This is a genomic window from Paracoccus sp. UBA889 (genome assembly GCA_002294185.1).
GTDB lineage: Bacteria > Pseudomonadota > Alphaproteobacteria > Rhodobacterales > Rhodobacteraceae > Paracoccus.
This window is the reverse complement of the sequence record DBFD01000025.1, coordinates 1-11,308: the sequence shown is the minus strand read 5'-3', so window position 1 is coordinate 11,308 and position 11,308 is coordinate 1. Positions and strand designations below refer to the sequence as shown.

Genomic DNA, 11,308 nt, shown 5'->3' with positions numbered 1-11,308 from the left:
CGGGCCTCCTTTCAGGCGGCATTCACCAGGCGGCCGTGATCCATGTGGAACCGGGTCGGCATGGTGGCGGCAAGAGCCGCGTCGTGGGTCGTCATCAGCAGCGCGGCATCAGCCTGGTCCAGGGCCTTCAGGACGGCCTGCATCACCGCGCGCCCTGTCGGCTGGTCAAGCTGTCCGGTCGGCTCGTCGGCCAGAATGATTTCGGGATTGGTGACGAGGGCGCGGGCAAAGGCGACCCGCTGCATCTGCCCTCCCGACAATTCGTCGGGCAGCTTGTCGGCCAGATCGGACAGATCCAGCAGGCGCAGCGCATCATCGGCGCCCGGATGCGGGCGGGCGGGAAGGAACGACGCCAATTGCAGCGGCAGTTCGACATTCTCGCGCACGGTAAGCGACGCGATCAGGCTGGGTTCCTGGAACACGACGCCGATCCGGCGGGGGCGCAGCATGTCGGGTTTGGCCGCGCCGAACCACGACAACCCGCCCGAGCTTGGCCGTTCGATCCCCGCCAGCATCTTCAGCAGAGTGGATTTGCCGCTGCCCGACGGGCCGGTGACGGCGATCCGGGCGCCCCGGTGCAGGTCCATGCTGGCATCCTCGACGGCATGGACCGGATCGCCGCCCGGATGGTAGATCCGGCTTACATGCCGCGCCTCGATCAGCGCGGCATTGTCCCCGGCGGAGGATCGCAGGGGCGCGCGCAAGGTCGGGCTGGCCGCCCGCTCTGCATCGGGCGAGACCGCCTGACCGCCATCGGGCGCGGGGCGCGCGGACAGCCGTCCGTCGCGCAGGTGCAGGACGCGCGTGGCGATGGCTTCGACCGCGCGGCTATGCGTTGCGATCAACGCCCCGCGACCGGCGCGGCTGCGTGCGACCAGCATGTCCAGGATCAGCCGTTCGGTCTGTGCATCGACCTCTGCGGTCGGCTCGTCCGCCACCAGCAGGGCCGCATCAAGCGCCAGCGCGACCGCCAGCCCCGCGCGCGCAATCTCGCCCCCCGACAGGGTGGCGGGATAGGCGGCCGCGCGGGCGTTCATGCCGACGGATTGCAGGATGGCCCCGATTTCGGGCAGCTCCGCGCCCTGTCTGCGAGACAGGGCGAAGGCGACGTTTTCGGCGACCGTCAGATGCGCGAACAGGTTGTCGCGCTGCGCCATGATGCCCAGCAACGACGACCGGATCGCCGCCTTTTCCGCCTCGGGCCGCCGGGTCATTCGGCGGCCGTCGATCTCGACCGTGCCGCCATCGGGGTCGTCCAGCCCGCACAGGCAGGACAGCAGCGTCGATTTGCCACTGCCCGAAGGACCGGTGAGGGCCACGATCTCGCCCGCGCGAACTTGCAGACTGACGCCCTTGAGCGCACGGATCTCGGCGTCGCCGACATGGTAGAACCGGAACAGGTCTTCGGCGACAAGCAGGGTCACGACGGCCACCGCAGCGATTCCGCCATCATCTTCCACGCATCGACGTTGTCGGCGCCGGCGGGGGCCGAAAAGGTGACGATTGCCTCCTGCCCGGCATGGAACAGATAGATGCGGCGGTTTTCCAGCCGGATCCGGCGGTTGGTGACCGGGTTGATCGCAGAGTTCGACAGATAGTCCAGCGCGACCGCTTCCCCGGCGGGCAGCGTCATGGCCCGGACATCGGTCACCTCGACCGCGTGCCCGCCGGCGACCAGATCGGGGACTTCGCGCTGCTGGATGGACTGCGGCGTGGGCGCCTTGTCGGCCTTGGCCGTGGCGATGTCGATCGTGCCGTATTTGTCGGCGAAGCTGACCCCCGTGGCGGTGTCGCTGCGCGACCAGCCCTCGGGCACCTGCATCGAGAAACCTGCGGGCGCGGTATAATCGATGAAGACCTGATTGTCGGGAATGTCGCCCGGCGGATTGGTCTCGGGGGCGACGGCGGTCTCGCGCGGTGCCAGCGGCGCACCCTGCGCGACGCTGCTGATCGGGATCGCCAGCGACGCCATGATGGTGCTTGCCGCAAGAACGGTCGTCACAAGGTTTTTTCGACGGTTCGTCATTCTGTTTCCTTTCTGCCGGGGCTTGCCTGGCTGCGTCCCGGTTTCTCTGCGCAACCATCTAGGACAGGTTGAAACCGCAACGATGACCGGAAACTGTAGCGGCCGATTGCCCTTTCACCGATGTTTATAGATCGCGGATCTGCGCGGGATCTGTCCGCCATATTGCAAATTTGTAAGGCCGGGCTTCTGCTCGCCGCCTGCTTTCAGGGCGCTGCGGGCCGGGGGCGATCGGCCCCAGAACGGAGGAAATCGCCCTTGGCGACGGTTCTAGAAGGGGCCGAACCACCAGGCGATGGCAGCAAGGGCGGCAGCCCAGATCCCAACGACCGCGATTGCACCCGCGCGACTTCTGGGCAGGGCTGCCAGTCTGTCCGCCTTGGCCCTGAGATCGTCCATCACGTCACCCGGCACCAGGCGGACAGCCAGCAAAATCCCAAGCGGAACGAGAATGGCATCGTCGAGATAGCCCAGCACCGGAATAAAATCCGGGATCAGGTCTATCGGACTGAGTGCATAGGTGACGACGCCGACGGCGACAACCTTCGCAAGCCACGGAACACGGGGATCGCGGGCCGCCAGGTAGAGCGCCACGACATCGCGCTTTACCAGACCAGCCCAGTCCCGCAACCGCCTCAGGATCTCGGGTTTTTCCATGCAATTCCTGCGGCCCGGTTCGGTACCGGCCTTGAAAGACGAAGAACATGCCCGCGCAGTTCAAGGTCAATCCCTCCGGATGATTTGAGCGGCAGCGGTTCACCGGGATACAGCGTTGAGCATCCTTTATCATCGGCGGCCATCGGCGTTTTCCTCCAGCAGTTCGATCTGGATCTGCTGCAATTCGACCAGCTTTTCCCATTGCTGGGCAAGCTGATGGTCGATCTTTTCGTGCAATTGCCGGATTTCCAGTTCGGATTTGAGGTTGACGCGATAATCGTTTTCGGCCCGCAGACGGTCCTTTTTCTCCTGCCGGCGCTGGCTCATCATGATCACCGGCGCCTGAAGGGCGGCCAGACAGGACAGGACGAGGTTCAGCAGGATGAAGGGATAGGGATCGAACGGCCTGGCGCCGAGGAACAGAACGTTCAGCAGCATCCAGAAGATCAGCACCGCCAGAAAGGACAGGATGAAGGTCCAGCTGCCGCCGAATTCGGCCACGCCGTCGGCAAGCCTCTCGCCGAACGTGTAGGTGTCCTCTGCCTCGTTCTCGGGGTTGCGCGATACCGGTTCGCCCGCTTCGAGGCTGGCGATCACCTGCCGGTCAAGATCGGCCAGTTCACCGCGTTCGTCGGCCAGCAGCCGTTCGACATAATCCCGTCGGAACCGTGCAAGGTCCGGCTGGCAGATCTGCTTGCCCTCGCCCCAGCCGGGCGCCGTGGCGGCGATCAGTTCGGACACGCCCGGACGAACCGAAATCCATGGGCGCAGCCTGGGCGCCGGAAAGGATCGTCCGCAGACGTGGCAGACGGACTTTCCGGCAGTCCGGGTGGAAACCGGGTCGATCATGCCATACCTCATCCTTCGCCGCCCGGGCCGACATGACGAGCGGACTATCGTTTGCCGGGAAATTCAACCCCGGAGGGGTCTGTCCGATCGCGGCCAATCGGCATCCTCGCAGCGGCGGCGTGTCCGGCCAGCCGGAAGGCGTCCTTTTCGCGATGGCGATTGTGGCCCGTCAGGATCGCCCGAGGTGTCGGTTCGGGCGGCGCCGGACCACGAGGCCCGGCCGGAAAAGCGCCGCCCGTCCGGTTCTCCTGTCCTTTCGGGGGCTAGTTCATGTACCAGCCGTGGCTGACGACAAGCGACTGGCCGGTCAGCGCGTTGGTGGGAAAGGCGGCGAAGATGTGGGCGACCTCGGCGACGTCGGCGATCGTGGTGAATTCCTGATCGACGGTCTCGCCCAGCATCACGCGGTTGACGACCTCGTCCTCGGAGATGCCCAGATCGCGCGCCTGTTCGGGGATCTGCTTTTCCACCAGCGGCGTCTTGACGAAGCCGGGGCAGATCACATTGGCGCGCACGCCACGTTCGCCGCCTTCCTTCGAGATCACGCGCGCAAGGCCCAGAAGCCCGTGCTTGGCGGTGACATAGGCCGATTTCAACGGCGAGGCTTCCTTGGAATGGACCGAGCCCATGAAGATGATCGAACCCGATCCGGCCTTGTACATATGCGGCAGACAGGCCCTGGATGTCAGGAATGCGCCGTCAAGATGGATCGACAGCAATTTCTTCCAGTCGGCGAACGGAAAGTCCTGCAACGGGTGGACGATCTGGATTCCCGCATTGGACACCAGGACGTCGATCTTGCCCCATTTCGTGACGACCGCCTCGATGCCGGCATTGACCTGCGCCTCGTCGGTCACGTCCATTTCGACCGCCATCGCCGTACCGGGACCTTGCGCCGTCAGCGCGTCGGCCGTCTTCTGCGCGGCGTCCAGCTTGAGATCGGCGATGACGACCTTCGCGCCATCGGCGATGAAGCGTTCGGCGATGCCGTGGCCGATGCCGCTGGCCGCGCCGGTGATGATGCAGACCTTGTCCTTGAGGTTCATTTCACGTCTTCCTTTTTCCAATGGCGCGGCGACAAGGATGCGCCGCGATCGTTTCCAGATATGTCCATAACGCCCGCCCCCGCCCCCGGCTCCCACATGCCTAGCGCAGCGGAGGATCGCCCACAGCAAGGAAGGCCAGCGCGTCGGGAAGCGCCGAGCGCCAGAATTTCCAGTTGTGATCGCCCTCTGCGACCCGCAGGTGAACAGCGACGTTTCTTGCCTTCAGCGTCTGATACAGCGCAAATGTTCCCCGCCAGAGGCCAAGCGAATCGTGGTCGCCAATGGCAAGAAGGAGACGGGGCATCGTTTCGGGCCTTGTCTTGTCATTCAGCAGGGTGAACACGTTCAACGCATTGAAGCGGCGGCCGTCGAAGGGATCGCCGAAAGCGCCGGAAAAGTGCGGTCCCGGATTTGGCAGATCGATACCGGTCTCGAACATCCCGTCGGGTTCGACATCGAAATAGACCGCATCGCGGATCAGATTGAGCTTTTCGGCCGGCAGATTCAGATCTTCCTGCGGAACGTTCTGCCAGATCGCGGGTGACAAAGCCGCGATCGAGCCGAAACGGGGCCTCGCCATCGCCAGGCGAAGCGCACCATATCCACCCATGGAAAGGCCCAGGATCGAGTTGGCCCGGGGGCGTTCATCGATCCGCCATTTCGCATCCACCCAATCGATTATGGCGTCAAATGCCGCTTCCGCGTCGCGGCCGGGGCCGGCATCGACATACCAGTTGTTTCCCAGGCTCGGCATGACGACAATCGGCCGGGCGCCCGTATCGGGCATCGCGGCGAGTGTCGCATCCACCTGGCCCAGACGGACCCAGTCGCAGCCTGTGCCGCCAAGCCCGTGGAGAAGAACCAGCAGGGGCCGGCCCGATACAGGTTCATCGGTCTCTGGCTCGAGCACGACGACGGATGAGGCCGGGTTCATGTCGATGGACGGCACCGAATAGGTGCCGATCCTGTATCCCGCCGCCAGCGGACGGTCCTTGGGCTGGCAAGGTTCTGCAAACGCCTGGATCGCGCCCAGCGTCGTGGCGGCAAATATCAGGCCGGACCATTTCAAGCGGCGTCTCATGGACGGAACCCTTCTCCGAGAAACCTCTGCCTTGCGGGGGCGTCGAGGTTGCGAAAGACCGGACGCGAATGCAGGAACGGCATCCTGATCATTCCAGATAGTCATGCATGACCTCACCCAATCCGAGGGTCAGATCGGTCAAGAGATGAACGGCCGAGATCACCTCGAGAACCGGCAGGGCGGCCACGGGCGCCAGCGCATGATGGTGCAGTTCCAGCCCGGCGGGGCCTTCCCATGCGCCTTTCAGCGCGATGTCGGTCGTGTAGTAGCGGACGAGTTCGCAGATCCGCGGGCTGCAATCGACATGGGGAATGATCTTGAGAAGAAAATTCGGCGCCTCGAGCGCCTTGATCACCTTGTTCTTGTCCAACTCGCGATGCTTGTAGCCCATCGTGCCGGTCGCCACCCGGACCGAGCCGACATCAAGCGTGCCGATCAGCGTGTCCTTCTCGATCCGCAGCGCGGGGTCGGCCAGCTTTTTCGGAAAGCCCCAAATTTCGCGACCGCCCGCAATCGGCGCCTCGTCGTTCAGAAACATCGCATGGACGTAGCCGCCCGCAACGCCGTCCAGCGTCACCGGGATGACCTGTCCGCTTTCGGTATAATCGCCAAACCCCGTCGAATCCGGCATCCGGATGAATTCGTATTTGACCAGCGGGTCGGTGATTTCCAGCGGCTCGGGCACGACCGCCCGCAATGCATCGATGTCCGTGCGGTAGGTGATCGTCAGGAACTCGCGGTCGATGAACCGGTAGGGGCCCTTTGGGTAGGAGGGACTTGTCAGCGGCATGGCGAAAGCCTGTTTGGCGACATCGCTCGGTTTCATTTCGTTTCCCTTCACGTGTTCCGTGAGCCCAGATCGAAGACCTGCAGGCCGTCCTTGCCGATCTCGCGGCTCTTCCATTTCCTGTGCGCCAGCGTGCGGCCGACATCGGCGATCCCCGCCGTCCAGTGTTCGGTCATCGACAGCCGCGAGAATTCGTAGTCCTTGGAATTGCGCTCGAACCCCTCCTTGCGGTGAATGAAATGGACCAGCGTGACCGGGCAATCGGGACCGGCGTCGCGCAGCAGGGCCAGATCGGGATCGGATTGCATCTCCTTCGGCAGCTTCGCCGCCAGCCGTTCGGCCGCAGCCCGGATGTCATGCAGGTGGCGGTAGCGATCGGTGGTCAGGCGGGTCCGGCTGGAATAGCGGATGTCCTTCTCGCGTTGCTGGACATCGGCGATGTCGACCGGCAGATCACCGCGGGCGCTGAACAGGTCGATCTGAAAGATGCACAGCGCCTCGGTGCCGGCGTTCTCCATCACGTATTGCAGCGGTGTGTTGGAGACGAGGCCGCCGTCCCAATAGAAATGGCCGTCGATCTCGACCGGCGGAAAACCCGGCGGCAAGGCGCCGCTGGCCATGATGTGCCGCATGTCGAGGCGCATCTCGGTGCTGTCGAAATAGGCGAAGTTGCCGGTCTCGATATCGGTCGTGCCAACGCTGAGGCGCGGACCCTTTTCGTTGAGATAGTCGAAATCGACCGTCTCATTCAGCGTCGCCGCAAGCGGCGCGGTGTCATAGAAGCTGAGCGCCGGATGGGCCGCGAACGGCCAGAGCGCCAGCAGCGGGCGCGGCCGGAAAAAGCCGGGCGCGCCTGCCAGCGCCACTTCGGCGGCGGCAATTTCCGAATAGATGCGGCGCGGCTTCGGGCCCCACATCCAGGGGGCGTAGGTCAGATCCGAGGTGATCTGTTCCCAGAAGCTGCGAAGCCGCTCGACCCGCGTCTCGACCGGGTTGCCGCAGATGATCGCCGCGTTGATGGCGCCGATGGAAATTCCCGCGACCCAGTCGATTTCCAGCCTGCTTTGGGCCAGTTTTTCATAGGCGCCGGCCTGATAGGCCCCAAGGGCACCGCCGCCTTGCAGCACCAGGACGTTCCGCTCTGCTGTCGGCATCTGCTTCTTCCTCGTCGGCACATCGTCCAGGGGAAGGATATGATATCCACCGACCGTCACTTTTACCCGGTTCTTACAAAAGTGACAGCTTTGCCGGCATCCTTGACCGGGCAATGCCGGATTGGCGGACTTGATCGGTGGCCGGATCCGCACGAGCCAATCTTGAAGACGCGGCTGGGGATCAAGGGTGCGGCCGGCCCGAGGGCGATCCGCCGTTTGCACGTCATCGCGCCGGACCGCCGCCCGAAGGCACGGCAGGCGCAGTGGCAATCGCCGCAAGGCCTGCTACCGTGAACGGGCGTTGCGCGACCCGTCACGGAGAGATTTTCGCCATGTGCCTTTCCCAGACCGTCAGCTTTACTGCCAGCGCCTTTCTCGTGGTGGGTGGCGGTCATGCCGTCACGCGCGCCTGGGCGATCAATCCGCGGTATCTGCCGGTGGCGCTGATGCCGGTCTTTGCCGGACTTCAGCAATTCATGGAGGGCAACGTCTGGTGGGGGGTGAATACCGGCGATCCGGGCGCGACCCTGCTGGGGGCACTGGGGTTCATCTTCTTCACCTGGTTCATGTGGCCGTTCTGGATCCCGCTGGCCTCCTGGGTGCTGGAGCCGCCCGGCAGCCGGCGCCGGCCCTGGATGGCTGCCATGTCGGTCGCGGGGCTTGCCTTCGGACTGGCGCTCTATGTGCCGCATCTGGTCAATCCCGGCTGGATCGAGGTGACGGTCAATCAGGATTCGCTGGCCTACGACGGCACCATGCTGCTTGACTACCTGATGCCGCGCTGGATGACCTATGCGATCTACCTTTTCCTGATCATCGTGCCGCCGGCGATCTCGACCTATCTGCACATGCGCTGGTTCGCGCTGACCATCGTCGCGGTGGTCGTGGTGGACATCCTGTTCCTGCGCTATGCCTATATCTCGTTTTTCTGCCTTTTGGCCGGTCTTGGCACCCTGCATTTGATCTACATCATAGCGCGAAACAAATGCGCGCGCGAATGTCCTGTCCTGTTCGCATAGCCGGTTTTCCAGCCGCGCGAGAAAGGAGAGCGATCATGGACCAATCCGGAAACCTCGTTCGCGACCATGCCAGCCGTGACCACGCGCGGCTGGAGCGGACGCTGATCACCAGCCGAAAGACGTTTCTGGGCTTCCTGATGAAGCGATTGGGCAACCGCCCGGATGCCGAGGATGTCCTGCAGGAATTCTGCATCCGGGTTCTTGCGCGTCGGGATCAATTGCGCGAGGCCGAGCGGATGGACGCCTGGCTCTATGCGGTGCTGCGCTCGACCCTCAATGATCACTTCCGGAAGGCGGGCCGGGCAAGGCGCCTCGACAGCGCGATGGCGCTGGAGGCCAAATCGGCCGTGGTGGTCGAGGATGGCGTCGAGGGGATGGATGTCCTCTGCCAATGCATCAAGGGGCTGCTGGGCGAACTGCGCCCGGCCGACGCCGATCTGATCCGGCGCATCGACATCGACGAGACCCAGCGGGCCGAGGTTGCCGCGGATCTGGGGCTGCGGCCCGGAACCCTGAACGTCCGGCTGCACCGCGCCCGTGTCGCGCTAGGCGAGGCGTTGCTGGCGCATTGCGGACCCTGCTGTCGCCACGGCTTCGACGATTGTTCCTGCCCGCCTTCGGGCTGCGCGCATCCCGTGGAAGACACGGATTGCGAAGATGAATTGCTGGCCCTGTGACGGCCGGCCTGTAACCAAGCGCCTTTCGCGGCGTCATCATTTCGATGCTGATGCGGGAGGAAGGAATGACGCCGTCGCGCTTGTGCGGATCGAATCAGGCCATCGGAAAGACACCGGCCGACCGCGCGGTGGTCGCGGAACTGCTGACAAACGTCTTCTGCGATTGCGGGGAAGAGGTCGGGTTCCGGATCGGGACGATGGCATGCGAGCTGTTTCGCCGGGTCGATCTTGCAGGCCAGCCGACCCGGAAGGCAGCCCAGGCCCTGGGCCTTGATCCCCGCGATGCGGCGGCGATCCTGGATCTGGTGCGCCGAAACATCGCGGATGCCCTTGTCCACAGCATGTCCGCGCCGCCGATCCGGACCCCTCGCGACCGCGACGGCCTTCAGGCCGCGCCCCCGGACGGATGATCCGCCGCCGGTCGGCTGTGATGGATCAAGACCTGCAGGCCGCGTCTTCGTGGCCGGCCAGGCGGACCGTTTCTGATCAATGCGGCCCTTCGGGGCCATCCCGATTTCAACACGGAAAGGAGAAATCGCCATGACAATATCCAGCGACAAGGCAGGGGCCGCGGGCCCGAAAGCCCATGCCGCATCGGCGGGGGACGAGGCTCTGCGCGTCGGTCGTCGAAGCCTTCTGGTCGGCTCGGCCGGCCTGGCTGCGGGAAGCGTTCTGGCATATTCGCCCGCCGCCGCGCAGTCCGTCCGGTCCGGACAGGCCCAGACGGCCGGGCATGGGCTGGCTCCGGGGATGCTGGGCAACCGGCTCTATACCGCGAACCCGACCCATCCCAGCATGGCCGATATCAGCGAGAACCCGGCCAATGTCCCGCCGCCGATCACCCGCACCGAGCCCGCGACGATCCGTCTGGAATACGAGACCATCGAGATCGAGGCGCATCTTGACGGCAATACCAGCTACCGGTTCTGGACCTTCAACGGCAAGGTGCCCGGTCCCTTCGCGCGCGTCCGGGTCGGCGATACCGTCGAGGTCTATCTCAAGAACAACGAGGATAGCTGGTTTGCCCACAATATCGACCTGCACGCCGTAACCGGACCGGGCGGCGGCGCGGCGCTCGGCTCGCCGGGGCCGGGCGAAAGCTACAGCTTCAGGTTCAAGGCGCTCAATGCCGGGCTCTACGTCTATCACTGCGCGGTCGCGCCCGTGGCTCAGCACATCTCGAACGGCATGTATGGCCTGATCCTGGTCGAGCCGGAAGGCGGGCTGCCGCCGGTCGATCGGGAATATTATGTCATGCAGGGCGAACTTTATACCGAGGAACGCATCGGCACCCCGGGCCTGCTGACCGAAAGCTACGACAAGCTCGTCGACGAGCGTCCCGAATATTTCGTCTTCAACGGCCATACCGGCGCGCTGACCGATCACTATCCTCTCAAGGCCAAGGTCGGCGAGACGGTGCGCATCTTCTTCGGTGTCGGCGGGCCCAATTATACGTCGTCCTTCCACGTCATCGGCGAAATCTTCGATCGGGTCTATGTGCACGGATCGCTGGAGACACCGCCGCTGAAGGATGTCCAGACCGTCACGGTGCCGGCCGGCGGCTCGGCGATGGTCGAGTTCACATGCGATGTTCCCGGACGGTTCGTGTTGGTCGATCATGCGTTGTCGCGGGCGGAAAAGGGTCTGGCGGGATATCTGATGGTCGAGGGCGAGGAAAACCCGGATCTGTTCGCGTCGCTGGATGAAGGCTAGCGTCAAGACCCGATCAGCCGATTGAAATGGCATGGCCGGAACTGCCCGACGACTTGAGCATGGACAGCATTGCCGTGCGCGTTTGGCTCCGCGCGCGCGGCGGAAAAGGGTGGGGCGCAGGTTCCGGCCATCGGCGCGCCTTTCGCCGCAACAAGATCCCATGGGCAGGTGGACGGCGTCCGGCTCGCTGACAGAGTGGGGTTGTTCATCGGACCGACCACTCTGGAGACGCTCATGGAAAAAATCGCCGACCGCCCCGCCGAACCGACCGCCGTCCGCACCGATCTTGGCGCAATCTTCGT

General features: G+C 64.3%; 12 protein-coding genes. 4 read left to right on the top strand and 8 right to left on the bottom strand.

Annotated elements, in window-relative coordinates:
• Positions 1–11: 11 nt before the first annotated feature.
• From B4L36_RS04145 to B4L36_RS04110, 8 genes are all read right to left on the bottom strand, one after another.
• Positions 12–1,460 carry an ABC transporter ATP-binding protein gene (locus tag B4L36_RS04145; RefSeq protein WP_292952808.1) on the bottom strand — a complete coding sequence of 483 codons (1,449 nt, stop codon included), beginning with the start codon at positions 1,458–1,460 and terminating at the stop codon, positions 12–14.
• Positions 1,421–2,026: a hypothetical protein gene (locus B4L36_RS04140; protein ID WP_292952805.1), complete on the bottom strand. Its 606-nt coding sequence runs from the start codon at positions 2,024–2,026 to the stop codon at positions 1,421–1,423. Before B4L36_RS04140 ends, B4L36_RS04145 begins: the two co-directional genes overlap by 40 nt.
• 267 nt (positions 2,027–2,293) lie before the next feature.
• Positions 2,294–2,680, bottom strand: coding sequence for a YkvA family protein (locus B4L36_RS04135; protein WP_292952802.1), 387 nt, complete (start codon positions 2,678–2,680; stop codon positions 2,294–2,296).
• Between the two features lie 129 nt (positions 2,681–2,809).
• Positions 2,810–3,529: a DUF1003 domain-containing protein gene (locus B4L36_RS04130; protein WP_292952800.1), complete on the bottom strand. Its 720-nt coding sequence runs from the start codon at positions 3,527–3,529 to the stop codon at positions 2,810–2,812.
• Positions 3,530–3,792: 263 nt separating this feature from the next.
• A complete protein-coding gene (locus B4L36_RS04125; protein ID WP_292952797.1) occupies positions 3,793–4,575 on the bottom strand; it encodes a 3-hydroxybutyrate dehydrogenase in 783 nt (260 codons plus the stop codon).
• Positions 4,576–4,675: 100 nt separating this feature from the next.
• Complete coding sequence (locus B4L36_RS04120) at positions 4,676–5,656, bottom strand: alpha/beta hydrolase (protein ID WP_292952794.1); 981 nt, start codon at positions 5,654–5,656, stop codon at positions 4,676–4,678.
• An 88-nt stretch (positions 5,657–5,744) separates the two neighbouring features.
• Positions 5,745–6,482, bottom strand: coding sequence for an acetoacetate decarboxylase (locus B4L36_RS04115; protein ID WP_292952791.1), 738 nt, complete (start codon positions 6,480–6,482; stop codon positions 5,745–5,747).
• Positions 6,483–6,493: 11 nt separating this feature from the next.
• Positions 6,494–7,597, bottom strand: coding sequence for a patatin-like phospholipase family protein (locus B4L36_RS04110; RefSeq protein ID WP_292952788.1), 1,104 nt, complete (start codon positions 7,595–7,597; stop codon positions 6,494–6,496).
• A 332-nt stretch (positions 7,598–7,929) separates the two neighbouring features.
• Between B4L36_RS04110 and B4L36_RS04105 the strand changes: the two genes are divergently transcribed.
• The 4 genes from B4L36_RS04105 (at position 7,930) to nirK (ending at position 11,006) form a co-directional block, all read left to right on the top strand.
• The gene (locus B4L36_RS04105; protein WP_292952785.1) at positions 7,930–8,616 is read left to right on the top strand and encodes a DUF6629 family protein; all 687 of its coding nucleotides are present in this window, start codon (positions 7,930–7,932) and stop codon (positions 8,614–8,616) included.
• Positions 8,617–8,651: 35 nt separating this feature from the next.
• On the top strand, positions 8,652–9,293 hold the full coding sequence (locus B4L36_RS04100; RefSeq protein WP_292952782.1) for an RNA polymerase sigma factor: 642 nt from the start codon (positions 8,652–8,654) through the stop codon (positions 9,291–9,293).
• 65 nt (positions 9,294–9,358) lie between these two features.
• Complete coding sequence (locus tag B4L36_RS04095; protein ID WP_292952779.1) at positions 9,359–9,703, top strand: hypothetical protein; 345 nt, start codon at positions 9,359–9,361, stop codon at positions 9,701–9,703.
• Positions 9,704–9,833: 130 nt separating this feature from the next.
• On the top strand, positions 9,834–11,006 hold the full coding sequence (nirK, locus tag B4L36_RS04090) for a copper-containing nitrite reductase (protein WP_292952776.1): 1,173 nt from the start codon (positions 9,834–9,836) through the stop codon (positions 11,004–11,006).
• Positions 11,007–11,308: the final 302 nt, after the last annotated feature.

Bases quoted from the DNA above. Each gene is read 5' to 3' on its own strand.
- B4L36_RS04100 (WP_292952782.1), top strand. From the start codon at position 8,652: ATGGACCAATCCGGAAACCTCGTTCGCGACCATGCCAGCCGTGACCAC.
- B4L36_RS04105 (WP_292952785.1), top strand. From the start codon at position 7,930: ATGTGCCTTTCCCAGACCGTCAGCTTTACTGCCAGCGCCTTTCTCGTG.
- B4L36_RS04140 (WP_292952805.1), bottom strand. From the start codon at position 2,026: ATGACGAACCGTCGAAAAAACCTTGTGACGACCGTTCTTGCGGCAAGC.
- B4L36_RS04125 (WP_292952797.1), bottom strand. From the start codon at position 4,575: ATGAACCTCAAGGACAAGGTCTGCATCATCACCGGCGCGGCCAGCGGC.
- B4L36_RS04120 (WP_292952794.1), bottom strand. From the start codon at position 5,656: ATGAGACGCCGCTTGAAATGGTCCGGCCTGATATTTGCCGCCACGACG.
- B4L36_RS04115 (WP_292952791.1), bottom strand. From the start codon at position 6,482: ATGAAACCGAGCGATGTCGCCAAACAGGCTTTCGCCATGCCGCTGACA.
- B4L36_RS04130 (WP_292952800.1), bottom strand. From the start codon at position 3,529: ATGATCGACCCGGTTTCCACCCGGACTGCCGGAAAGTCCGTCTGCCAC.
- B4L36_RS04110 (WP_292952788.1), bottom strand. From the start codon at position 7,597: ATGCCGACAGCAGAGCGGAACGTCCTGGTGCTGCAAGGCGGCGGTGCC.
- B4L36_RS04135 (WP_292952802.1), bottom strand. From the start codon at position 2,680: ATGGAAAAACCCGAGATCCTGAGGCGGTTGCGGGACTGGGCTGGTCTG.
- nirK (WP_292952776.1), top strand. From the start codon at position 9,834: ATGACAATATCCAGCGACAAGGCAGGGGCCGCGGGCCCGAAAGCCCAT.
- B4L36_RS04095 (WP_292952779.1), top strand. From the start codon at position 9,359: ATGACGCCGTCGCGCTTGTGCGGATCGAATCAGGCCATCGGAAAGACA.